The sequence below is a fragment of the Novosphingobium album (ex Liu et al. 2023) genome (assembly GCF_029076845.1).
Taxonomy (GTDB): Bacteria; Pseudomonadota; Alphaproteobacteria; order Sphingomonadales; family Sphingomonadaceae; genus Novosphingobium.
The window spans coordinates 99,469-121,580 of record NZ_JARESE010000049.1 but is presented as its reverse complement, the minus strand read 5'-3'; the positions used below and the strand labels follow the sequence as shown (position 1 = coordinate 121,580).

Below are 22,112 nucleotides of genomic sequence, written 5' to 3'. Positions count from 1 at the left end.
GCGCGATGGGCCCGCCATCCAACCTGGCACCCGATCAGATCCTGCCGGTGTTCTCCGCGATCAGCTTGCGGGCTTCGCTCACCGCCTTCTGCGTATCGGTCTTGCCCTCCACGATGTCGTCGGCGATCTGGAGCAGGCGGGCGCTGATCACCGTCCCGGTCTCGGCTTCCTCCTGGATGACGATACCGCCGTTCTCATTGGCCACCTTGTCCCACTCGGCACGCACCGCGGCCCAATAGTCCTTGGTCGCGGACCAATAATCGTCGGCGGCCTTCACGTTGTACCCGTCGAACTTCGTATAAGTGTTGAGCACGTATTCCTGCACGATGGGGACGAGCTTGCCGTCCTTGCCGCCCATCTTGGTGTTGTCCTGCCAGTGAACCCAGCCATCGGGCGAGTTCTGGTGGCGGTTGATCGACAGGTAACGGTCATAGACCGGCTTGCGCACCGCGTCGCGCCGGGCCAGCGGGCGCCAGGTCCAGTTCGAGCGCCAGCGCCGCACGCCGCCTTGCGTCTCGAACTGCCCCCACCCGCCATAGCGCGGCGAATCGTCGACTTGCCACACCGTCTGCGACCAGCGGCCGGTGCGCATCTTCTCGGGCACGTCCTCCCACTTCCAGGTGTTGCGATCGGCATAGACCAGCACGCGCGCCGGCTCGTATTCCCAGTCCTGCCGCCAGTGCTTGATGATGTGGCTGGCGCCTTCATGCTCGATCACCAGCATGTGCTGGAGCACGATCTTGCGGCCGGTATCCTCGATCACGCGCACCACTTCGTTGCCGCCGGAGATCTTGCGGTCGAGCGGGGTGTAGGCGGGGTCCCAGCGGGTCGATTCCTGCATGTCGAAGCGGACCTTGTAATTGCCCGCCATGGCCAGGATATCGGCCCGGTCCTGCTCGAACGTCGCCGCCGCCTGCGTGGCCGCGATCGGCGGATGGGCCAGCGCGGGGCTGAGCGAGCAGGCGAACGCCAGCAGGCTGGCGCCGATCATGGTCTTCAAACGTGTCATGGATTTTCCCTCCCTGGTAAATCAGAAGCGGTAGCTGAGCGAGACGCTCGCGTTGCGGCCGGGCTGCGTGTAGGCGTCGGTGACGGTGGAGGTGGCGGCAAGGCCGCGCACGTCGCTCCACCAGGCGTATTTCCGGTCGAGGATGTTGAAGATGCCGGCGCGCAGCGTCAGCCCTGCGAACAGCCGGGCATGGGCCGTCGCGTCCAGGATGGTGAAGGCGCCGGGCCGGAAGCATTCCGGCGTGCACAGGCCGGTGGAGCGCGACAGTTCCTTCTGCGCCGAATGGGTGGCGATGATCTGCCCGCCAAAGCGCCCTTGCGGATCGCGATAGCCGATGCCGGCAACCAGCTTGAGCGGGTCGATCGAGGACAAGGGCGTGCGCCCGCCCGCGGGATCGAGCACATCGCCCTTGGCATAGGATAGGGCGAGCGTCGCGTTGAGACCGTTCGACGCCCGCCCCTCGAACCGGGCCTCGGCCCCCTTGACGCGGACCCGGTCGAGATTGATGAACTGGTAGATGGCCGGATCGGTGGGCGTGAAATCGCCGCTCACCACTTCCTGGCTGATGAAATCCTTGTAGCGCGATGTGAACGCGGTCAGGTCCAGGCTGACGGCGCGGTTCGAGATGCGCAGGCCGCCTTCGAAGCTTTCGCTCCGCTCCGGCCCCAGATCGGGATTGGGCACCGAGGTATAGCCGAAGGCGAGGTTTTCGAAGAACTGGTTGACCTGGCCGGGCTCGGGCGCCTTGAAGCCGGTGGCGTAGTTGGCGAAAAGCCGCACCGTCTCGTTGATCTTCCACACCGCGCCGAACTTGGGCGAAAGCCGCGATCCGTCCTGGCCGGCGCCAGCGAAGCTGGGCAGCAATGCGTCATCGCGCGGCGAAAGCTTGTACCAGTCGAAACGCAGCGCCGGATAAAGCGTCAGCGCGCCGCCCGCGATCTCGATCTGGTCGCCCACGAACAGGCCCGCGCGGGTAAAATCGGTGGTCGGGAACGCGCGCGTGGGAAACGTCTCGCCCGCCGGCGGCACGGTGCCGTCGCGCAGGCCGCGCTGGCGCGTCTTGCTGATGTCGCCGCCATAGACCAGCCGGTGCCGCATCGCGCCGGTCGCGAAATCGGACCGCGCGTCCGCCGCGAAGCCGATGACGCGGTTCTCGAACGTGTTCAGCCGCTCACGATCGACCGCCGGGGTGCGATCCTCGTCAGTGAACTGGCGGTCCTCGCCGTCCTGCCAGTAGACCGCGGCGCGGGCGAAATCGATCACGCCGTCGCCTTCCCAGCTCCAGTCCAGGCTCACGCGCTTGCGCTTGCCGGTGTCGATGCCCTGCAGCAGCTCGACACTGGGGCTGAGGTTGGTCAGGCCATCGGTGAACAGGCGCGTGTCGAGGTATTCGCCGGTCAGGCGCAGCTTGTGGCCATTGGCCGGGCCATAGACGATCCGGCCCAGCGCGGCGTTGGAGCGGCCATCCTGCGGATTGGGCCGGGTGCGGTTCGCGCCGGTGCCGCCGACCGTGCCCTGGTTGTCAAGCTCGTGATAGTCGCGCCGGGTATAGGCCAACATGCCCGACCAGTCGCCGCTGCGGCCCGCGACAATGGCGGTTTCGGTGAATTCGTCGTCCGCGCTGGAATAGGCCGCGCGAACCAGCCCGCCGGTCGCCTTGCCGCCTTCGAGGAAGTCCGTGGGATCGGAGGTGATGAAGCTGATCGCGCCGGCCAGCCCGTCGCTGCCGTAAAGCGCGGAAGACGGGCCGCGCAGGATCTCGACCGACTTGATCAGGCCCAGATCGACATAATCGCCGCGCCCCACATTCTGCGCGCCGAAGCTGAACCCGTCGGGCACGCGCACGCCATCGACCTGGATCAGCACGCGGTTGCCGCCGATGCCGCGCACGGTGAAGCCATCATTGCCCGCGCGGCCCGTGGCGCTGAGCGCCGCGTTGAAGCGCGCGGGCTGGCGCTGCACGCTGACGCCGGGCTCGAAGCGGACCAGGTCCTTGATGTCGGTCGCCAGTTCGTCGGCGATCTGCTCGTCGCTCTTGACCGAGACCGTGACTGCCAGATCCTCGACCATCACGGGCGTGCGCGTGGCCGTGACGACGATCTGGCGCATCCGGTTGAGCCAGAACAGCCCATCGTCGTCCTGCGCCTGCGCGGGAGCGGCGAGCATGGCGAAAGCCAGCGCGAGCGAGGCGCAGGCCGGCCGCGCATGGCGCCACGCCGCGCGATCGGCCGGGCGCGTCCAGTGCGAGCAGCCTTGCCGGTTTGCGCCCCCGGATAGTGAGATTACCCCCATTCCTGATCCTTCCTGCAAATGCGAGTGATTCGCATTTGCAGGCTATTTGCAGAGGAACGCGGCAGGGTCAAGCAGACGCATCCCGCGCATCGCGAAAGCGATGGCGAGCTGGCTGGCCGGCGATGATGGGATAATGTCGCGACGCGACCGGGCAGGATGGCATCACCCCCGCCCGGCCGGACGTTGCGCGCCATGGCAAAGGCAGCGCCCACGCGCGCGGGCGAATCAGGCCGCCCGACGCAATCGTTCAGCGCGGCGCGGCTATTGTGCCCCGGTCACGCTTTCGGCCGGGCGCCCGGCGACCAAGCGCATGTCGTTTTCCACCGCCGTCAGCCCTTCCCGGCTGGCGATCGCCAGATCGAGCGGCCGGCCGCCCAGCGTGGCGCGATCGGTGTTGAGATAGGCGATGGCCTGATCCTTGCCGCCCAGCAGGTCAAAGGCGAGCCGCGTGACGGTGCCTTGCCGCTTGGCCGCGTCCACCGCCAGCTTCGGGCTGTTCGACTTGCGAAAGCCCATGCGGCGTATCTGCTTCGGCTCTTCGTCGATTGCATCGGTCAATCGGATTCTCCTGCTTGCTGCCGGGTTTCCCCCCCGCCTGCGCGGGCGTGAAAGCCTGGCCTTAAAGGTCCTGATCGCCCGGCTGGCCCGCCGCCAGGCGACGCAATATCCGGGTCACTTCGATCTGCCCGAGCGGCGATGACATGGCGATCGCCAGCGGGGTCTCGCGCAGGCCAAGGTGCAGCCCATTGAGGAACCGCCCCGCCGCCGCGTGCCCGCCCAACAGCAGGAACGCCAGTTGCGAAACCTCGCCCCGCCGTCGCAGGCTGGCCGATGGCCGGGGAATCTCGCGCGGCAGGCGATGCGGCGCGGCGAACCGGCTGCGCAGCCGCGACATCAGCCCGGAACCGGGCCCGAAGCGAGCGCGTCCGCCCGCACCCACGCGGGATATTGCGGCACGCCCATGTCGTCGCGCAGCTTCGTGATCCGTCGCGCATAGTGCGAGACGATATCGAACGACGAACCCAGGGCCGGCAGGAACGACAGGCCAGCATCGCGCATGAGCGCAACCTGATGGTGATGCAAAAGCTGATTGAGGTCCAACAGCGCTCTCCTTTGTGCGGGAGCCCGGTGGTCTCTCAGTCGTCGATTTGCGAAAGTGGATCGACGATGGCCACTATATAGCACTTGCGGCGCGCGATAGCCACCCAAAGGGCGCCGGCCCGCTTCGACCGCACGCTGCCGGTGCCGTCGCGGCAGGGCCCGGCTCTCGCCGGCTCAGCGGCCGGCCGGGCGTGGCTTGCCGAATTTCGCCTTGCCATGGGGCCGCGCATCGCCTCTGAGCGCGCCCGGCTTGTCGGGCGAGCGGACATGGCCCTTGCGGTGCGGCTTGGGCCGGTTGGGCGGCGCGCCGTCAGCTTGCGGCATCCCCCGGCCCTCGCGGCGATTTTCCCGCGCGGCTTCGCGCGGCGCGCCGTCCGACTGTTCGATCAGGATCGCTTCCTCTTCCGATTCGGACCCGGCCGTCCGCTCGATCGCGGCGCTGAACTTGGCGGCGATGGCGCGCGGCACCTGGAAATGGGTTTCGCCCTGGCCGATGCGGATCGCGCCGATCTCGTTGCGGGTGATGTGGCCGCGCCGGCACAGCAGCGGCAGCAGCCAGCGCGGATCGGCGTTCTGGCGCCGGCCGATGTTCATGCGGAACCAGACGACATCCTCGAAGCCGGGGCGATGCCGCTCCTGCTGCGCGGCCTTGCGCGCCTCGGGCGTGTTCTCGACCAGTTCCTCGGGCTCGGGCAGCGCCGCGCGATGGGCGCGGACCAGGGCCGCCGCGATATCCTCGGCCGGACGCTCGGCCATGAGGCGCGCGGCCAGTTCGCGGTCTTCCTCGTCGTATTCGGCCGGTTGCAGCAGCGCGGCGAGCATCCGCTCGCGATCGCGCTCGCGGATCGCCTCGGGGCGCGGGGCGTCGATCCATTCGGCGCGGATCTTGGCGCGATTGAGCATGAATTCCACGCGCTTGCGCTGCGGATAAGGCACGATCAGCACGGCCGTGCCCTTTTTGCCCGCGCGCCCCGTGCGGCCCGAACGGTGCTGCAGCGTCTCGGCATCGCGCGGGATCTCGACATGAATCACCAGGCTGAGCGTGGGCAAGTCGATCCCGCGCGCCGCCACGTCGGTGGCGACGCATACCCGCGCGCGCCGGTCCCGCAGCGCCTGCAGCGCCTGGTTGCGTTCGGACTGCGAATGCTCGCCCGAAAGCGCCACCACCGCGAAGCCGCGCTCCTGCAAGGTGGCATGGAACCGCCGCACGTTGTCGCGCGTGGCGCAGAACAGCATCGCGGTTTCCGCCTCGTGATAGCGCAGCAGGTTCACCACCGCGTTCTCGATCTCGGACGGGGAAACCGTCGCGGCCTGATAGGCGATGTCGCCATGGCCGCGATCGTCGCCCACCGTGGAGATGCGCAAGGCATCGCGCTGGTAGCGGCGCGCCAGCGCCTCGATCGGGCGCGGCATGGTCGCGGAAAACAGCAGGGTGCGCCGCTCGGTCGGCGACGCGTCGAGCAGCTCCTCCAGATCCTCGCGGAAGCCCATGTCGAGCATCTCGTCCGCCTCGTCGAGCACGATGGCGCGCAGGCTCGACAAGTCGAGTGCGCCGCGTTCCAGATGATCGCGCAGCCGACCCGGCGTGCCCACCACGATCGACGCGCCCGAACGCAGCGCGCGGCGCTCCTTCGAAGGGTCCATGCCGCCAACGCACGTGGCGATGCGCGCGCCGGCCCTGGCATAAAGCCAGGCCAGTTCGCGGCTGACCTGCAAGGCCAGCTCGCGCGTTGGCGCGATCACCAGCGCCAGCGGCGTCTCGGCAAGCGGCACGGTGCCGTCGGCGGCGATCAGGTCAGCGGAGATGGCCAGGCCGAACGCCACGGTCTTGCCCGATCCGGTCTGCGCCGAAACCACCAGGTCACGCCCGGCCGCCTCGGGCTGGAGGACCGCGGCCTGGACCGGCGTGGGCTCGGCATAGCCATGCTCGGCAAGCGCTTCGCCCAGCACGGGCACGATATTGGGGAAAGACATGGAACTCGCTTTATTCTGTCGTGCGCGCGGCACCGCGCGGCAACGGGGGGATCGTTCGGAATGCCATGGCGCCGGCGGGCGCGTTGGCGGGCGGACTCGCCTGGTGGCGCACCGCATCGCAGGCCCGATACAGGTTATCGCGGCGTTTGGCTGCAATTGTTTTCATGCCCCCCGCGCAAACCCGCCGGGGCCGCGCGATTGGTGCCTTTCCGGCACGAAAATTTGCCTCATGAATTCAACAGTCGCGCCGTTGAATTCGCCGCGATTCCATCACCAGCCTTGCAATTGTGGGGCAAATGCTCCAGATTGAAAGATGCTAACGTCGCCTGCGACGGATCTTGACGCTTTACCGCAGATATTTCCTCAACATGCTACCGGCTTGGCCAGCGATGGCGCTGGTCAACTTTACTCTACAATTTCGAGGAAAAATCTCATGCCCATCGGCACCGTCAAGTTTTTCAACACCGACCGGGGTTTCGGCTTCATTGCCCCCGACGGCGGTGGCAACGACAGCTTCGTCCACATCAGCGCCGTCGAACGTTCGGGGCTCCAGGCGCTCCGTCAGGATCAGCGCGTGAGCTACGAGATCGAGGTCGACAAGCGCGGCAAGCAGTCCGCCGTCAACCTGGCGCTGGTCTGACCTGAACTTTGGCGCGGGGCAGGCCCACGATCCCGTTCGCGGCGATCACGGGTCGCGCCCCGCGCCACTGCCTTGCGGGCAGGATACCGCCCGCCGGCACCGCTTCGCCGCATCGCGCGGCCAACCTTCATACCCATAGCAAAGCCCTCCGCGACAATCGCGGACGCGGCCCCTTATTGCCGAGATGACGCGCGAAACGCGCGCAAGGATACCATGAAACGCATACTTTCCACCCTTTCCTCCATCCTGCCCCGCGGCGCCCTCCCCCAGTTCGCGGCCATGCCGCAAACCGCCGGACAGACGCTCTCGCGCCGCGAACTGCAACGGATCGTCGCCCAGATGATCGACTGACTTGCCCAGAGTTTCCCGCCACGGCCAAAAGGACCAGCGCCATGTCAACCAGCAACAGCGACATCTTCCTCGATCGCGCCGAGCAATGCGCCCGGCAAGCCGAGGACAGCGAGCTTGACAACGTGCGCGACCGCTGGCTTCGATCCGAAGCCGCCTGGCGCGAAATGGCCGATCGCGCATCGCGCGTGAAGCACGAGCGGGACAAGCTGGCCGCTGAAAAATCCAGCGAAATCATCGCGTTCGAACACGCGAACGACTGATCGCGAGGAGCCGCGCCGGGAACCCCCGGCGCGATCCCGCCATGGACGCTGGCCAATGGCCTGCGCGCCCGGGCCTCGACTGGCCGGGCCGATCGCCTAAGACGACGCAATGATCGACAAGGACCGGATCGGCGATGGCCGCGCGCAGGCTGCGGCGGCGGACATTCGCGCCGCGCTCGCGCCGGGCCGGCGCGCCCGCGTGCCGCTGTGGCCGATCGCGGGAGGGCTGGCGTGGGCGCGCTGATGCTGCAAGGCACCGGCTCGGATGTCGGCAAGTCGGTGCTGGTCGCCGGCCTGTGCCGGGCTTTCGCCAATCGCGGGCTGCGCGTGCGCCCGTTCAAGCCGCAGAACATGTCGAACAACGCCGCCGTCACCGCCGATGGCGGCGAGATCGGCCGCGCCCAGGCCTTGCAGGCGATCGCGGCGCGGGTGGAGCCGCACAGCGACATGAACCCGGTGCTGCTCAAGCCCCAGGCCGATCACACCTCGCAGCTCATCGTCCAGGGCCGGATGCGCGGCACGCTGGGTTCGGCCCATTTCCGCGAAGCGCGCCGCCCCTTGCTGCCCGAAGTGCTGGAAAGCTTCGCCCGATTGCGCGCGCAATGCGATATCGTCGTGGTCGAAGGGGCCGACTCCCCGGCGGAGATCAACTTGCGCGCGGGCGACATCGCCAACATGGGCTTCGCCCGCGCCGCGCGCGTGCCGGTGGTGCTTGTCGGCGATATCGACCGGGGCGGCGTGATCGCGGCGGTGGTGGGCACCAGGGCCGTGCTCGATCCCGGGGACGCGGCGATGATCCACGGCTTCATCATCAACAAGTTCCGGGGCGATCCCGCGCTGTTCGCCGATGGCTATCGCCAGATCGAGGCACTGTCGGGCTGGCGCGGGCTGGGGCTGGTGCCATGGCTGGCCGCCAGCGCCCGGCTGCCGAGCGAGGACGCGGTCGTGCTGGAGCGAGCCAGGGCGCCGGCGGCGGGCCGCCTGCGCGTGGCCTGCCCGATCCTGCCGCGCATCGCCAATTTCGACGATCTCGATCCGCTCAAGGCCGAATCGGGTGATGGTGCCGCCCGGCAGGCCGATTCCGGCGGAGGCGGCGCTGATCGTGCTGCCCGGCTCCAAGGCGACGCTGGCCGACATGGCCGCGATCCGGGCGGAAGGCTGGGATATCGACATCGCCGCGCACCGACGGCGCGGCGGCATGATCCTGGGCCTGTGCGGCGGCTACCAGATGCTGGGCACCGCGATCGCCGATCCGCTGGGCATCGAGGGGCCGGCCGGCGCAGCGGCGGGCCTGGGCCTGCTCGACGTGGCGAGCGTGCTTTCGCCGGGCAAGCGGCTCGACCATGTGGAGGGCACCGCGCTGGGCGCGCGGTTCGCGGGCTATGAGATGCATATCGGCGAAACCACCGGGCCCGATTGCGCGCGCGCCTTCGCGACGCTGCGGGACGGCCGGCGCGACGGCGCGAAGAGCGCGGACGGGCGCGTGATCGGCAGCTATGTGCACGGTGCCCTGGCCAGCACCCCCTTGCGCGCCGCTTTGCTGGAGCGGCTGGACACCGCGTCCGACGGCATCGACCACGCCAGCACGGTCGACGCCGCGCTCGACGAGATCGCCGCCGCGCTCGAAACCCATTGCGATGTCGCCGGGCTGGCCGCGCTGGCCATGGCCGGCGCGTAACCCGCCTGCTGGCCATTGGCGGCGCACGGCGCGGATGGCGCGCGTCAGGTTCCGCGCGCGCGCACCGCCGGAAAGCTCAGCGTGACGCGCAGGCCCGGCGCATTGTCCGCAAAGGCGATGGTCGCCCCGTGCACTTGCGCGATGGCCGCGACCATGCTCAGACCCAGCCCCTCGCCCGGCACCCCGGACGAAGCCGCGCCGCGATAGAACTGCTCAGTGATCCGCACGATCTCTCCGGCTTCGACGCCGGGGCCATTGTCCGAGATGGCAAGGTGCAAGCTCCCCTCGCTAAGCGCGGCCGCCACGTCGACGCGGCAGCCGGGGGGAACGTGTTTCAGCGCATTGTCGAGCAGGTTGCACAGCGCCTGGAACACCAGATCGAGGTCCAGGTCCGCGATCAGCGGCCGCTTCGCGTCGAGCACCAGCCGGACATCGCGGCGTTCGGCTTCGGGCTGGTAGAATTCCACCACGTCCTCAAGCAGTTGTACCACGTCGGTGCGCTGCGCGCGCAAGGGGTGGCGGCCGCCTTCCAGGCGCGAGATGCGCAGCAGCGCGGCGAAGATCTGGCGAAGCTGGTCGGCCTGGACGATCGCCTCGTCGATGGCGATGCGCATCTCGACATTGTCGCCCGCCTGCCGTTCGAGCGCTTCCAGCTTGCCGACCAGCCGCGCGAGCGGGGTGCGCAATTCATGCGCGACATTGTCCGACACGCGGCGCACCGCTTCGAACAGCGTCTGGATGCGCGACAGCATCAGGTTCAGCGTCTCGCCCAGCCGGTCAAAATCGTCGTTGGTGCCCCGCACCCGCACGCGCCCTGACAAGTCCCCGTCCATGACCTGGCGCGCGGCGGAGGAGACCATGTCGATGCGCCGGCCGATGGCAAGGCTCATCAGCCAGCCCCCGGTCAGGCCCAGCAGCAGGGTGCCGCCGAAGATCCAGATCGCCGCGGTGCGCAGCACTTCTTCCTGGCGCATGATGTCCTCGACATCGCGCCCCACCAGCAGCCGCGTGCCATCGGGGAACACCTGATCGCGCAGCAGCGCGTAGTAATCGGATTCGAAACCGTCGATGAAGATATCCGCTTCGATCAGGGCGATGCTGCCCGATCGCGCGCGCGGCCAGCTAGGCAGGTTGGCCGTCACCACCTTGCCGTTCGCGGCGATCAGCGCGTGGAAGGGCTTGCGCTGGTTCGCCGCGTGCGAGCGCCGGTCGAGCGCCGCGCGCGCCGCCGCCAGCCCCTGCGCGCGGTAGATCGCGCCGAACCGCTCGGCCTCGCGCTCCACGCTCGCCCGCGCCTGATCCAGCGGCTGGACCACCCGGAACCAGTAGCCCGTGCCCATCAGCAAGGCGACCGAGAGGCAGAACAGCCCCGCGTAGATCAGGGTCAGGCGGAACGAGAGGCTGCGCAGCAGGCGCTTCATTCGGCCCGCATCATATAGCCGACACCGCGCACCGTGTGGATCAGCTGGGTTTCGTGATCGCGCGCGATCTTCTGGCGCACCTTGCTGATATGCTGGTCGATGATGTTGGTCTGGGGATCGAAGTTATAGTCCCACACGTTCTCCAGCAGCATCGAGCGCGTGACCACGCGCCCGGCGTTGCGTGCAAGGCAGGCGACGATCCGCAGTTCCCTGAGCGTGAGCGCGATCCGCCGCCCGGCGCGTGTCACCGTGTGCGACGCAAGGTCGATCTCCAGATCGCCGACGCGGAAATGGTCGGCGGGCTCGGCCAGGCTCAGGTTGCGCCGCCCCAGGCTTTCGACCCGGGCCAGCAGCTCGGACATGGCGAAAGGCTTGGCCATGTAATCGTCGCTGCCAGCCTTCAGGCCCCGCACCCGCTCGTCCACGTCGCCCAGCGCGCTCAGGATCAGCACCGGCGCGGCATTGTCTGTGGCGCGCAAGGCCGCCAGCAGCTTCAGCCCGTCGAGCGAGGGCAACATGCGATCGAGGACGATGACGTCGAACGTCTCGCAGGTCGCGCGGACCAGGCCTTCGCGCCCGTCGCGGCAATGCTCCACGATATGGCCCGCCTCGCGCAGCCCGGCCGCGACGTGGCCGGCAAGGCTTTCATCGTCTTCGACAAGGAGGATCTGCATCGTCGGCAAAGCAACAGGGCCTGATGAGTGTCGTGGGAACGGATGGCGTGCGATCCGGGCGCTATCCGGCCCGCGATCCGCCGTCGAGGTCCGCCTGCCCCCTAGGCGCCAACATGGACAAAATCAAACGAACCCGCCACTTGCCGGCGAGGTGGGCCCGGCATGGCCATGCGATGGCTGTCCGCATCCCGTTCGCCCCGGCGCGTCCGCGCCTTTCCCCCCTCTGCCCCGCCGCCCCGTCTACCACCGCCCCGCGCGGCTTCGCGCCGGATGGGGCGGGGCGCATCCATGTGCTGGCCATCGGCGGGGCGCACCAGTTCGCGCATATCGTGCCGGTCGCCTGCGAGCTGGAACGCCGCTATCCGGGGCAGGCGCGGATCTTCGTTCCCGCGCGGCAGGACGCGCAGGCGGTGCGCGCGCTGGCCCGCGCGATCGGCCAGCCCTTGCCCGAACTGGTGGAGATGCGGCTGCCGCCCATGGCCGAAGCCGTGCTGCCCGCCGGCCTGCGCAAGATCGCGCGCCTGCTGGTCTGGGCCGAGCGGCTGCGCCAGGCCGCGCTGATCCTGTGCGCGGAACGCACCACCACGATCCTGCGCCGCCTTTCGGCGCAATGCCCGCCGATCCTGCATATCCCGCACGGCGCGGGCGACCGCGCGGTCGGCTTCGAAAAGCGCTTCGCCCTGTTCGATCACGTGCTGGTCGCCGGGCGGAAGGATCGTGACCGGCTCGTCGCCGGCGGCCGGGTGAACGGCGCGGACTGCACTGTCACCGGGCCGGTCAAGCTTTCCGCCATGCTGCGCCAGGCCGGCGCGCGCGCGCCGCTGTTCGCCAACGAGCGGCCGGTGATCCTCTACAATCCGCACTTCTCGACGCGGCACCGCTCGATCGACCGCTTCGGCCGCCGGCTGGTCGAGGCCGTGGTGCGTGACGGGCGCTACAACCTTGTCGTCGCCCCGCATGTCCGGCTCGCGAAGCGGTGGAGCGCGCGGCGGCGGCGCGCGTGGGAAGCCATGGCCGTGCCGGACCGGGTGCTGATCGACCTCGGCTCGCCGCGCAGCAACGACATGACCTATACGCTGGGCGCCGATCTCTACCTCGGCGACGTGAGCAGCCAGGTCTACGAATTCCTCGTCCGCCCGCGCCCCTGCCTGTTCGTCGACGCGCACGGGGCCGATTGGCGCGAAAGCGAGGACTACGCGATGTGGCACTTCGGCGAAGTGATCGGCCCCGATGCCGATCCCGTCGCCGCCATCGACCGCGCCTTTGCCGACCACGGCGCCTATCGGACCTGGCAGAAGGAACGGATGCGCTATGCGATCGAGGGCATCGCCTGGCTGCCGGACGGCACCCCCGTGCTCAAGGGCCAGCCTCCCGTCGCGGCGGCGGCCGACCTTGTGGCGCGGATCGCCGGGCTGGAAGGCGCCGGCGGGCTGGCGATCGCCGCCTGACCGACCGGCAAGCGATGAAAGCCGCCAGTGTCGCCTCCCCACCGGCCGGGCACGCGCCGGCCCGCTCGCCATTGGCGCGCATCCTGGCCAATACCGGCTGGCTGATCGGCGGCAAGGGCTTTGGCGCGCTGTGCGGGCTGGGCTATCTGGCGATCCTGACGCGCGCGCTCGGCCTCAAGGAGTTCGGGCACTTCTCGCTGATCTTCGGCGCGGCGCAGGCGCTGATCGCGCTGGCCGGGTTCGAGACCTGGCGCGTGGTCGTGCGCTATGGCGCCCGGCACGTGCACCAGGCGAACTGGGAACGGTTCGGCCGGCTGGGAATGCTGTGCGGCCTGATAGACGCGCTGGGCGCGGTGCTGGGCTGCCTGATCGCCTTCATCGCGTTCTACGGCTTTGCCGACCTGCTCGATCTCAACACCGCCTTCATCGACATGGGCTTCGCCTTCTGCTGCGCGATGGTCTGGGCGCTCGTCTCCGCGCCGACGGGCATGGTCCGTGCGCTGCACCGTTTCGACCGGGCGGTCTATGTCGAGGCGATCGTGCCCGCCGGCCGGCTGATCGCGGCGATCGCGATCTGGCAGACGGGGCCCAGCGTGGGCCGCTTCCTGCTGGCCTGGGCGTTGGTCGATCTGGCCGAGGCGGCCTGCTATTGGGCCATGGCGCGCCGGCTGTGCCCGCGCGCCGTGCGCCTGTCGCACTTGCGCGACTGGCGCCTGGCCCTGCGCGAGAATCCCGGCCTGCCCGCGTTCCTGCTGGTCACGCACGCGGGCGGCTCGATCGACGCGGCCATGCGGCACGGGCCGCTGATGGCCGCTGGCGCGCTGGCCAGCACCAGCGCGGCCGGACTCTATCGCCTCGCCAGCCAGCTCACCCAGGCCCTGGGCAAGCTTTCCGCGCTGCTGACCCGCTCGGTCTATGCCGAGATCGCCCATTCGCGCGTCGCCGCCGACGCTGGCGGCTTTCGCCGGCTGGCGGTGCAGACCAGCCTGCTGGCGGCGGCGGCGGGCGCCATCGTCGTCACGATCGCACTGCTGGCAGGCGAGCCGCTGCTGGCGCTGATCGGCGGCTCGGGCTTCACCGGCGCGGCGGCGTTGCTCGTGCCGCTGTCGATCGCGGCCAGCCTTGAACTGGGCAGCGTCGCATTCGAACCCGTGCTCCACGCCTCAGGCCGCGCGCGCGCCGCGCTCGCCTGCCGGATTCTGGGCATGGTCTGCATGGCCACGGCGATCGCCCTGCTGTTCGACCGGGGCGGGCCGGGCATCGCCTGGTCGGTCGCGATCGGCAGCGCGGCAAGCTATCTGGGCCTTGGCGCCACGGTCTGTTCGACGATCCGGCGAAAGGGACGGTCCTGACGGTGGCGGATCATACGCCCAGACCCCCGCAAGGCCACCGGGCATTCCACTTGGGCCGGTTCTGTCTACCGCCGGCGCAGGCGGTACGTCAGCCTGGCCGTGCCCTGGGCCGGAACCGTCACTTTCCAGAGCAGCGCGCCATTCTTGCGCGCCAGCTTGGCCGATAGCGGCTCGACGATCCGTTCATCATCTTCAGGGGCCGCAAGGCGCGCTTCGAAGGCGATGGGCCAGGGGTTGGCGTTGGTCACGGTCGCGGCGTAATCCTCACGGTCGTGGCGGTTCGCATCGCGCGCGACGGGTTCGATGGCAAGTTGCACTTGCGGAGCGTCGCCCAGCATGACCTCGACATCCTGGCCCACCGCCGCATCGCGCAACGTGCCTTCACCCGAAAGCACCGGCTGGCCGCCGTGCGGCTCGAATACGGTGACGGTTCCGGCCGGCAGCGCGACGCCCAGCCCATCCGCCTGGCGATTGCCCATCCGCAAGCGCTGGCCGACCCTGCCGGCGGCACGATCGCCGCGGATCTCGGCGGCATGGACGATCACCACGCCAACATCGCCGCGATGGAACAGGGCCACCTGCTTTTGCGCCTGCGAAGCGATGGTGGTGGGCATCGGCACGCGATAGAGCTTGAGATCGCCCAGCCCTTCCTCCGTCACCGTGACGGCGAGCGGAACGTCCATGAGCCTTTCCTCGCGCCTCTGCGCCGTCACGACAATCGCCAGCGGGGCACTGGCCCCACCTGGCGGCGGCATCCCGAAGGAACGCTTGTTCTGGGTGAAGCAGGGATAGACCAGACGGTCGGGCGGGCGGCGCGCGCCGGCCTGCCCGTCCGGTTCGGCGCGATGGACCTTGCCGGCCACCACGGCGGCGCGGGCATCGGGAAAGCTGATGGGATCGCCGTTCGCCAGCGTGACCCAGGCCAGGACATCCGCCTTGCGCCCGTTCTCGCGCAAGCGGATGACATAGCTGGCCTGCCAGTCGAACCCCCAGGCGAGATAGGACAGCGTCAGCGTCACGCGCGAGGCCTGCGGCGCATCGGTCGCCACCGACAGCGTCGGGCGGGCCGACAGTCCTTCGGGCACGGCATCGAAGGACAGCGCATCCTTCAGCGGGCCGCAATCGGCCGCCTCGAACCCGTCCTTCGTCTGCACGATCACGCCGCCATCGGTGCTCGCACGCACGATCGCCGGCTCCTCGCGCGCCTCGCCGGTCTCCGGGTTGCGCCGCCGCAGGGTCACGGGCCGGCCCAGGCCGCGCGCGTAGAGGCTGCGGGGCGAGAGCAGATCGGCATCGAGGTTCTTTTCGCGCACGCCGGACGGCAATCCGGTGACGAGCGCGCTTTCGGGCAACATGCCGGCAGCCACGCCTTCGAAGCGGATCACCCCCTCACCCGCCGGGATATCGACCGTGCGCGTCTCGGTGACGAGGGCGAAGCCGCGCAGCCAGGCCAGGTCCATCGCCGCGCCATCGCCGCGGTCGGCCGCGCGATAGATCGTGACGGCGACCTGTTCGGGCGCCGGCGACGTCACCACCTGCCGCGCCAGCGCGGGGCCCGCCGGGCCGAGCGCGAGCACTCCCGGCCAGAGCCGCGCGATGCATCGGCGGATCATCGGCCCGCCGCTCAATACCGCGTGTCGAACTGCACGGTCAGCCTGGCCTCGCCCTGGGCAGGCACGGGCACCAGCCAGGCCCGTTCATCGCGCGAGCGCTGCTCTCCCTTGACGCTTTCGGACGGAATCCGCGTATCCTGCCAGCCGTTGTCGAGCCCGGCCTGGACGATCTCCACCGTCACCGGCTCGGGCCGGGCATTGGTCAGGGTGTAGCTCATCGTCGTGCGCCAATAGGTTCTGGTGCGATCAACGGTGACGTCCTCGGTCTTGCCGTCGCGCGTGATGCGATAGCGGGCGGTCCGCTCCCACTCGTCGGTGGTGATCTTCTCGCGGTTTTCCAGCGTGGGCTTGACCTTCACGTCGAAGGCCTCGCCCGTCTTCAGCGCCAGCAGCGAGCCCATCGGCGTGTGTCCGATCGTATCCTCGCCGATGAACTGCGACTGCCCGCGCGCGTCGCGCATGTAGACGCGCACCGTGCCCGCCGGCAGCGCATCGCCAAGGCCGCCTTCGCGCGAGGAGGAAAAGCGCAGCACCGTATCGGCGCTGACCGGCTCGTCGCTCTGCCCCATCCAGCCGTTGCGATAGAAGTAGCCCTTGCTGGCCGGCGCACCCTCGACATCGAGGAAGCTGGCCTGCTTCTGCTGGGCATTGGCAACCGTCGTGCGGCCGGCAAGCGGATAGACGTAATAGTCTCCCAGCCTCTCGCGATCGGCGCTTTCGCTGCCTGGACGATTGCCGGACGGTGCGCGCACGGGCTGGGGACTGGGACGATAGCGGGCGTCCGGCCCCGCCTGGCCGGGCGATCCGGCGACCAGCAGGACGCGCGCGTTGCCGAAAGTGGTGCCGCTGTTGTTGATCAGCGTGATCCAGCCCTGCATGTCCAGCTTGCCCGCCGTCTCATCGAACAGGGCGACATAATCGGCCTTCCAGCCGAGCCCGCGCGACAGGTAATTGAGCGTGACGGGCCGCGGGCCGGCGGCCTGCGTATCGAGCGTGACCGAAAGCGTGGGATTGGCGCGCAGGTTTTCGGGCAGGCGCGGAAAGACCACGCGCGCGCCATAGTTCTGCAGGATCTCGATGCGATTGCCGATGCGCAGCACCGTGCCCGCATTGTTCGCCAGCACCAGCGCCTGCTCGCTGGTCTCCACGCCAGTGGCCAGATTGGTGCGCACGACGGTGACGGTCTGCCCCACCGCCTTTTCCATCAGCTTTGCCGGCGTCAGCAGGTCATAATCGAAGTTCTGCTCGACCACGCCGGTGCCGCTGGCCGAAAGCGTGACCGTTTCGGGCCGCAGCGACGCGGAAACGCCGGGAAACTCCTGCCGGCTGATGCCCGCGGGCAGATCGATCCGGCGCGCATCCTGGATCAGCGCCTGATCGTTGTTGTAGATCGTGACGGAAACGTCGCCTTGCCCGGCCTGCGCGAATGCAGGCACCGGCACGATCGCACACGCCGATCCCATGAGGAATATCGCCAGCCGCATCCACGTCTCTCCCGCCAGGACCGCACCCGATCCAGGTCCGCTGCGGCGCAGCCTAGCCACGCCGCGATGAAGGCGGGATGACTGCCGGAAAATCAGCGCCTGGCAACAGGAAGCAGGGCCGAAGCGGTGCGATCGCCGCTTCGCGACGGGCGCCGCGCCGCCCTATCCCTCGCCCGATCCGCTGAAGCCGCCGGGATAGCGGATCATGGCGATGCGTTCCTTGATGCGCCAGCCCGCATCGGTGGGCACGACCCAATCGTCATTGTCGCCCACCACCATCGTGCCGGTGCGCGGATCGGGGCAGATCCATTTCATCTTCACCCGCACGCGCCCGTCTTCCTCGTGCACCCAGCAATTGGTCATGTGGTGCGAAGGGGGATGCGGCGGCTTGCCCAGCGCGAAGAAGGCGCGGATCTCGTCCAGCCCGACGCAGAGCGGGCCGCCGCACAGGCGCCCGTCGAACCGGGCATCCTCGGTGAAGGCCAGGTGGAACAGGCTTTGGTCGTCATGATCGACGGCGTGGTGGCAGAAGGCCTCAAGCTGCTGAATGTCGATGATGTCACGCGTTTCCAACATGCGGGGTCCTTTCAGCCGCTGGCGGCATGGCGCACGGCGAGATAGCCGAACACGGTCGATGCGCCGAGGCTCAGGCCGGCGCCGATATAGTGCGGGCCGGCAAGCGGCGCGGCGCAATTGCCCGCGGCATAGAGCCCGTCGATCGCGCCGCCATCCTCCCGCAGCACGCGGGCGCAAGCGTCAGTGATCGCCCCGCCACAAGTGCCGACATCGCCGGGCACCAGCGGCACCGCCCAGAACGGCGGCTTGGCGATCGTGCCCAGGCTGGGGTTGGGCCGCGCGGTGGGATCGCCCCAATAAGCCGCATAGGCATTGTCGCCCCGGTGGAAGTCCTCGTCGATCCCGGTCTCGCAAAAGCGGTTGAAGCGCGCGACCGACCGCGCGAGCCCGGCCGGGTCGATGCCGCACTGGCCGGCGAGTTCCTCGATCGTGTCGGCGCGGCGGACCCAGCCGTTCTCGATCCACTTTTCGGGAATGCGCCCCGGCGGCTGATAGCCGAACATGTAGCGCCGGCGATGCCGGCTGTCGGCGATCACCCAGGCGGGAATGGCGCGCGACGCGGGATTGCGCGCATAGCAGGCGCGGCCCACTTCCATGTAGGAACGCGCCTCGTTGACGAAGCGCTGGCCGCCGGCATCGACCAGCATGTTGTGCGGTTTGATCAGTTCGGGAACGATCTGGTAGGTCTCTGCACCGGCCTGGAAGGTCATGACCCACCAGGCCTCGTCCATCCAGCCCAGCGCCGCGCCGGCGCGCCGCATCGCCTGGATGGCATCGCCGGTATCGCCGGGATTGGCCTTGGTCCATTCGATCGAGGCCGGCGCGCGCATATAGGCCTGGCGCATCGCCAGGTTGCGCGCGAAGCCGCCCGCCGTCACGATCACGCCGCGCCCGGCCGCGACGGTGATATCCTCGCCCTCGCGCCGCAAGTGCGCGCCGACCACCGCACCGCCGCGCATGTCCAGATCGACCAGCGCGGCATCGGTCCAGATCTCCACGCCCAGGCGTAGCGCGATTTCCAGCATCCGCCCTTGCAAGGCGCCACCCGCACCGTGGACCGTCCGCCCGGTCAGCCGCGCCGCCAGGTAGCGCGCGGCGATGCGCGCGGCCATGGCCTTGCCATCCCAGGCGAATCCCACGCGCATGAGCTGCGCGCCTTCGGACGTGCGGATCGGCAGCGGCAGGCTGGGCGCGCGCAGCCGGGCTTTCCACGAACCGAGGCGGTTGGCGTTGAACAGCGCCGCCTGAAGCGAACGGCTGGCCGCGTGGCCGCCGGGCAAGTGGCTGTAATAGTCGGCATAGCCGGGGCAGCGTTCATAGCGCATCCCCTGCGCTTCGAGCAGCGCGATGACCGCGGGCACCGCATCGACGAACGCTTCGCGCCGCGCGGGCGACGAGCAGGGATCGCCTTCCTCGACGAAGTTTGCGAGATAGCGCAGGCCCGCCTCGCGCGAATCCGGCACGCCTTCACGCGCCAGCAGCGGGTTGTTGGGCATCCACAGGACGCCGCCCGACAGCACTGAGGAACCGCCCAGCTGCGCGGTCTTCTCGATCAGCAGCGGACGCAGGCCCGAAAGCTTCGCGGTAATCGCGGCCGCCATGCCGCCGGCACCGCTGCCGACGATGATGACGTCATACTCATGCGCCAAGGCTTGTCCCCTCTCCCGCCGCGAAAGGCCGCCGCCGGTTCCGGCCGCTTGCCCATCGAGGCGGGCTCAGGTATGTAGCGCTACATTGGACAAGTCAACAATTTCCCGCAAGACCGGCCCATCGGCGAGAAGGGACAATCTGCGAGAAGGCCATGACGCGCAATTCAAGACGATCGAAATCGGCCGTGACGCTCAGGATGGTGGCGGCCCATGCCGGCGTTTCGCCGATGAGCGTCTCGAACGTGCTCAACGGCCGGTCCGCCTCGGCGGTGATGAACGAGAAAGTGCTGCGCGCGGTCGAAAAGCTGAACTACGTGCCCAACCAGGCCGCGCGGCAACTGGCCAGCGCCGGGCCGATGTTCATCGGCCTGGTCCATTCGAATGACGAGCACCCGATCGCCACCGCGATCCTCACCGGCGCCCTGACCGCCGCCTCGCGGCTCAACGTGCAGCTCCTGCTCGAGCCGATCGTCTATGCCGAGATCGGCAACATGTGGGCATCGGTGAACGCCTTGCGCGACCGGGGGGCCGAAGGTTGCATCGTCACGCCGATCTACGGCGAATCCATCGCCAACCGCGCCGAGCTGGACCAGATCGACTTCCCGCTGGCCTGCGTGGGCGCGGGCAGCAACCTGGAGAAGATCTCCACCTTCCGCATCGACGAGACCGCCGCCGCCTACGAATTGACCACCCACCTGATCGCCAAGGGGCATCGCCGGATCGGCTTCATCCGCGTGCCCGAGGAATTCTCGATCCACCACACCCATTCGCAAGGCTACACGCGCGCGCTGGCCGATCACGGCCTGACGTTCGACCCGGCGCTGGTGGCCCAGGGCGAATATACCGTGCAGGAAGGGCTCGCGGCCGCGACCGCGCTGCTCGACCTGCCCGATCCGCCGACGGCGATCTTCGCCAGCAATGACGAGATGGCCGCCGGCGCGCTGACCGCGGCGCTTTCGCGCGGGCTGAAAGTACCGGGTGACCTTGCCGTCGCCGGCTTCGACGACACCTATATCGCCCAGACCGTGTGGCCGCCGCTGACTTCGGTGAAAGTGCCTTACGCGGCCATGGCCGATCAGGCGGTGGAACGGCTGGTGCGGCATATCCGGGCCGGCACGGACCCGCGCTCCATGCCCGTTTCCTCCACCCTGCTCGACTACACGATCATCCCGCGCGCCTCGACCGGGGATTGAACAGCGGGGCGGCAGCGGATTCAAACGCCGTCAGGCAACATGCTGACTTGCAGATCGCGCTGGATCTCCACCACCCGGCGGCGGTCGGGCGTGCACATCAGCTCGAAGAACGGCCGGTTCTCCGGCGCGACATAGACCGGGCCGTTGGGGAGCTGCGCCAGCGCCTGCCGGGCCACCTCCTCGGAGCTTGCGACCGGCATCTCGTCGGAATCCCCGGTGCCATAGCGTGCGCGGGACGGCGTGTCGGTCGCGCCGAGCGGGAACACCAGCACGTCGACGCCGCGCGGCTGCAGTTCGGCCCACAACCCCTCGCCGAAGATCTGGGTGAAAGCCTTGGCCGCCGCGTAAGTCGTGAGGCTGTAGCTGCCGGCATTGCCCGCCAGCGATCCGGTGAACAGCACCCCGCCGCGCCCGCGCCGCGCCATCGGGATGGCATAGTGGTGCGCCAGCTTGGTCAGCGCCACCGGGCTGGTCAGCACGGCGGACAAGGCCGCTTCCAGCGTGGTATCGACGAAAGGCCCATAGGCCTGGTTGCCGGCCACGTTGTGCACCAGCAGGCCGATCTCGACATCCTCGGTCACTTCGCGCAGCCGCTCCAGAATGTCGGGCCGCATCAGGTCAAGCTGCAAGGTGCGCACTTCGACGCCGCTTTCCGCGCGCACCTTGCGCGCCGTTTCCGCCAGCGGCTCGGGCTTGCGGGCGACGAGGATGACGTTGATCCCCGCCGCGCCAAGCTGGCGGGCCAGATGCTCGCCCACGCCTTCGGACCCGCCGACAAGCAGCGCCCATGGGCCGTATCGCTGTTTCAGCAGCATGTCCTTCTCCCCGATGGCCGCCGGCCAGGCGAGCGGCCTGGCCGGCACGGCCGGTTCACGCCTTGTCGGCGCCGACCTTGTCCCAATCCCACTGGTGCGACTGGGCCGAGCTCAGGTGCTCTTCCTTCGAAAGGTAGATGGCCAGCTTCACCAGCCGTCCGTCCTCGCCGAAATCGTAGACCGCCACCGAATCATAGCCTTCATCGCGATCGGGATAGCGCGCGAACTCATAGGCTTCCTGGATGGCCCAGCCGTCGCCTTCGGTGACACGGTTGATCGTGATGTCCCATTCGGTGGACTGGCCCCACTGGGTGAGCAGGCCGACGTACTGGTCCCAGACCACCTTCTCGCGGAAATTGCCGATCCGCACGAAGTTCCCGGTGTCGATCAGCTTGCCCAGTTCGTCCCAGCCGGCCGGGGTGAAATCGGGCAACTTGGCTGCCTTCACGCCTTCGTACATCGCGCGCGAATATTCGATCACCTTGCGCGAATTGGGCCCGGTCGCTTCCTTGAGCGCTTCGTCGAAATTGTTCGGCTCTCGCATTATCCTGTCTCCTCCAGTCCATGTTCTGTCCCACGCGC

General features: G+C 68.8%; 21 protein-coding genes and 1 pseudogene. 8 read left to right on the top strand and 14 right to left on the bottom strand.

The genetic code is table 11. The features are described from left to right. Positions 1 to 34 precede the first annotated feature (34 nt). From PYV00_RS14965 to PYV00_RS14940, 6 genes are all read right to left on the bottom strand, one after another. On the bottom strand, positions 35 to 1,009 hold the full coding sequence (locus tag PYV00_RS14965) for a DUF6607 family protein (RefSeq protein ID WP_275229099.1): 975 nt from the start codon (positions 1,007 to 1,009) through the stop codon (positions 35 to 37). Between the two features lie 21 nt (positions 1,010 to 1,030). Continuing rightward, positions 1,031 to 3,301, bottom strand: a complete 2,271-nt coding sequence (locus PYV00_RS14960) for a TonB-dependent hemoglobin/transferrin/lactoferrin family receptor (protein WP_275229098.1) — start codon at positions 3,299 to 3,301, stop codon at positions 1,031 to 1,033. 261 nt (positions 3,302 to 3,562) lie between these two features. Then, positions 3,563 to 3,859 (bottom strand): hypothetical protein, encoded by a 297-nt coding sequence (locus tag PYV00_RS14955; RefSeq protein ID WP_275229097.1) that lies wholly within the window; start codon positions 3,857 to 3,859, stop codon positions 3,563 to 3,565. Between the two features lie 61 nt (positions 3,860 to 3,920). After that, a complete protein-coding gene (locus tag PYV00_RS14950) occupies positions 3,921 to 4,196 on the bottom strand; it encodes a hypothetical protein (protein ID WP_275229096.1) in 276 nt (91 codons plus the stop codon). Then, positions 4,196 to 4,402 (bottom strand): hypothetical protein, encoded by a 207-nt coding sequence (locus PYV00_RS14945; protein WP_275229095.1) that lies wholly within the window; start codon positions 4,400 to 4,402, stop codon positions 4,196 to 4,198. The genes PYV00_RS14950 and PYV00_RS14945 overlap by 1 nt, the downstream gene beginning before the upstream one ends. Before the next feature lie 174 nt (positions 4,403 to 4,576). After that, complete coding sequence (locus tag PYV00_RS14940; RefSeq protein WP_275229093.1) at positions 4,577 to 6,376, bottom strand: DEAD/DEAH box helicase; 1,800 nt, start codon at positions 6,374 to 6,376, stop codon at positions 4,577 to 4,579. A 433-nt stretch (positions 6,377 to 6,809) separates the two neighbouring features. Between PYV00_RS14940 and PYV00_RS14935 the strand changes: the two genes are divergently transcribed. The 5 genes and pseudogenes from PYV00_RS14935 (at position 6,810) to PYV00_RS14915 (ending at position 9,305) form a co-directional block, all read left to right on the top strand. Then, positions 6,810 to 7,016, top strand: coding sequence for a cold-shock protein (locus tag PYV00_RS14935; protein ID WP_275229092.1), 207 nt, complete (start codon positions 6,810 to 6,812; stop codon positions 7,014 to 7,016). 213 nt (positions 7,017 to 7,229) lie between these two features. Beyond that, positions 7,230 to 7,367 (top strand): hypothetical protein, encoded by a 138-nt coding sequence (locus PYV00_RS14930; RefSeq protein WP_275229091.1) that lies wholly within the window; start codon positions 7,230 to 7,232, stop codon positions 7,365 to 7,367. A 41-nt stretch (positions 7,368 to 7,408) separates the two neighbouring features. Beyond that, a complete protein-coding gene (locus PYV00_RS14925; RefSeq protein ID WP_275229090.1) occupies positions 7,409 to 7,627 on the top strand; it encodes a hypothetical protein in 219 nt (72 codons plus the stop codon). 109 nt (positions 7,628 to 7,736) lie between these two features. After that, positions 7,737 to 7,871: a hypothetical protein gene (locus tag PYV00_RS14920; RefSeq protein ID WP_275229089.1), complete on the top strand. Its 135-nt coding sequence runs from the start codon at positions 7,737 to 7,739 to the stop codon at positions 7,869 to 7,871. After that, positions 7,859 to 9,305, top strand: a pseudogene (locus PYV00_RS14915) (cobyric acid synthase). Before PYV00_RS14920 ends, PYV00_RS14915 begins: the two are co-directional and overlap by 13 nt. Positions 9,306 to 9,349: 44 nt before the next feature. Here PYV00_RS14915 and PYV00_RS14910 read toward each other — a convergent pair. Then, on the bottom strand, positions 9,350 to 10,726 hold the full coding sequence (locus tag PYV00_RS14910) for a sensor histidine kinase (protein ID WP_275229088.1): 1,377 nt from the start codon (positions 10,724 to 10,726) through the stop codon (positions 9,350 to 9,352). Then, positions 10,723 to 11,400 (bottom strand): response regulator transcription factor, encoded by a 678-nt coding sequence (locus PYV00_RS14905; RefSeq protein ID WP_275229087.1) that lies wholly within the window; start codon positions 11,398 to 11,400, stop codon positions 10,723 to 10,725. Before PYV00_RS14905 ends, PYV00_RS14910 begins: the two co-directional genes overlap by 4 nt. Positions 11,401 to 11,573: 173 nt before the next feature. Between PYV00_RS14905 and PYV00_RS14900 the strand changes: the two genes are divergently transcribed. After that, a complete protein-coding gene (locus PYV00_RS14900) occupies positions 11,574 to 12,848 on the top strand; it encodes a glycosyl transferase (RefSeq protein WP_275229086.1) in 1,275 nt (424 codons plus the stop codon). A gap of 14 nt (positions 12,849 to 12,862) precedes the next feature. Then, positions 12,863 to 14,200, top strand: coding sequence for a lipopolysaccharide biosynthesis protein (locus PYV00_RS14895; protein WP_275229084.1), 1,338 nt, complete (start codon positions 12,863 to 12,865; stop codon positions 14,198 to 14,200). A 65-nt stretch (positions 14,201 to 14,265) separates the two neighbouring features. On the opposite strand, the gene PYV00_RS14890 is transcribed toward PYV00_RS14895, so the two are convergent. From PYV00_RS14890 to PYV00_RS14875, 4 genes are all read right to left on the bottom strand, one after another. Further along, complete coding sequence (locus PYV00_RS14890; RefSeq protein WP_275229083.1) at positions 14,266 to 15,813, bottom strand: DUF4139 domain-containing protein; 1,548 nt, start codon at positions 15,811 to 15,813, stop codon at positions 14,266 to 14,268. A gap of 11 nt (positions 15,814 to 15,824) precedes the next feature. Then, on the bottom strand, positions 15,825 to 17,297 hold the full coding sequence (locus tag PYV00_RS14885) for a DUF4139 domain-containing protein (RefSeq protein ID WP_275229082.1): 1,473 nt from the start codon (positions 17,295 to 17,297) through the stop codon (positions 15,825 to 15,827). A 162-nt stretch (positions 17,298 to 17,459) separates the two neighbouring features. Beyond that, the gene (locus PYV00_RS14880; RefSeq protein ID WP_275229081.1) at positions 17,460 to 17,873 is read right to left on the bottom strand and encodes a nuclear transport factor 2 family protein; all 414 of its coding nucleotides are present in this window, start codon (positions 17,871 to 17,873) and stop codon (positions 17,460 to 17,462) included. Between the two features lie 11 nt (positions 17,874 to 17,884). Then, on the bottom strand, positions 17,885 to 19,522 hold the full coding sequence (locus tag PYV00_RS14875) for an FAD-dependent oxidoreductase (RefSeq protein WP_275229080.1): 1,638 nt from the start codon (positions 19,520 to 19,522) through the stop codon (positions 17,885 to 17,887). Positions 19,523 to 19,674: 152 nt separating this feature from the next. Between PYV00_RS14875 and PYV00_RS14870 the strand changes: the two genes are divergently transcribed. After that, entirely contained in the window at positions 19,675 to 20,715 is a 1,041-nt protein-coding gene (locus PYV00_RS14870; protein WP_275229079.1) for a LacI family DNA-binding transcriptional regulator, read from the top strand. 20 nt (positions 20,716 to 20,735) lie between these two features. Here the strand turns inward: PYV00_RS14870 and PYV00_RS14865 are convergent, their stop codons facing one another. Both PYV00_RS14865 and PYV00_RS14860 read right to left on the bottom strand, forming a co-directional pair. Then, positions 20,736 to 21,578 (bottom strand): SDR family NAD(P)-dependent oxidoreductase, encoded by an 843-nt coding sequence (locus PYV00_RS14865; RefSeq protein WP_275229078.1) that lies wholly within the window; start codon positions 21,576 to 21,578, stop codon positions 20,736 to 20,738. Between the two features lie 7 nt (positions 21,579 to 21,585). After that, the gene (locus PYV00_RS14860; protein ID WP_275229077.1) at positions 21,586 to 22,074 is read right to left on the bottom strand and encodes a hypothetical protein; all 489 of its coding nucleotides are present in this window, start codon (positions 22,072 to 22,074) and stop codon (positions 21,586 to 21,588) included. Positions 22,075 to 22,112 lie beyond the last annotated feature (38 nt).

Excerpts from the sequence above, each read along its gene's own strand:
- PYV00_RS14935 (WP_275229092.1), top strand. The coding sequence starts at position 6,810 with ATGCCCATCGGCACCGTCAAGTTTTTCAACACCGACCGGGGTTTCGGC.
- PYV00_RS14895 (WP_275229084.1), top strand. The coding sequence starts at position 12,863 with ATGAAAGCCGCCAGTGTCGCCTCCCCACCGGCCGGGCACGCGCCGGCC.
- PYV00_RS14905 (WP_275229087.1), bottom strand. The coding sequence starts at position 11,400 with ATGCAGATCCTCCTTGTCGAAGACGATGAAAGCCTTGCCGGCCACGTC.
- PYV00_RS14960 (WP_275229098.1), bottom strand. The coding sequence starts at position 3,301 with ATGGGGGTAATCTCACTATCCGGGGGCGCAAACCGGCAAGGCTGCTCG.
- PYV00_RS14920 (WP_275229089.1), top strand. The coding sequence starts at position 7,737 with ATGATCGACAAGGACCGGATCGGCGATGGCCGCGCGCAGGCTGCGGCG.
- PYV00_RS14880 (WP_275229081.1), bottom strand. The coding sequence starts at position 17,873 with ATGTTGGAAACGCGTGACATCATCGACATTCAGCAGCTTGAGGCCTTC.
- PYV00_RS14925 (WP_275229090.1), top strand. The coding sequence starts at position 7,409 with ATGTCAACCAGCAACAGCGACATCTTCCTCGATCGCGCCGAGCAATGC.
- PYV00_RS14870 (WP_275229079.1), top strand. The coding sequence starts at position 19,675 with ATGACGCGCAATTCAAGACGATCGAAATCGGCCGTGACGCTCAGGATG.
- PYV00_RS14885 (WP_275229082.1), bottom strand. The coding sequence starts at position 17,297 with ATGCGGCTGGCGATATTCCTCATGGGATCGGCGTGTGCGATCGTGCCG.
- PYV00_RS14965 (WP_275229099.1), bottom strand. The coding sequence starts at position 1,009 with ATGACACGTTTGAAGACCATGATCGGCGCCAGCCTGCTGGCGTTCGCC.
- PYV00_RS14890 (WP_275229083.1), bottom strand. The coding sequence starts at position 15,813 with ATGATCCGCCGATGCATCGCGCGGCTCTGGCCGGGAGTGCTCGCGCTC.
- PYV00_RS14950 (WP_275229096.1), bottom strand. The coding sequence starts at position 4,196 with ATGTCGCGGCTGCGCAGCCGGTTCGCCGCGCCGCATCGCCTGCCGCGC.
- PYV00_RS14930 (WP_275229091.1), top strand. The coding sequence starts at position 7,230 with ATGAAACGCATACTTTCCACCCTTTCCTCCATCCTGCCCCGCGGCGCC.
- PYV00_RS14860 (WP_275229077.1), bottom strand. The coding sequence starts at position 22,074 with ATGCGAGAGCCGAACAATTTCGACGAAGCGCTCAAGGAAGCGACCGGG.
- PYV00_RS14910 (WP_275229088.1), bottom strand. The coding sequence starts at position 10,726 with ATGAAGCGCCTGCTGCGCAGCCTCTCGTTCCGCCTGACCCTGATCTAC.
- PYV00_RS14900 (WP_275229086.1), top strand. The coding sequence starts at position 11,574 with ATGGCTGTCCGCATCCCGTTCGCCCCGGCGCGTCCGCGCCTTTCCCCC.
- PYV00_RS14940 (WP_275229093.1), bottom strand. The coding sequence starts at position 6,376 with ATGTCTTTCCCCAATATCGTGCCCGTGCTGGGCGAAGCGCTTGCCGAG.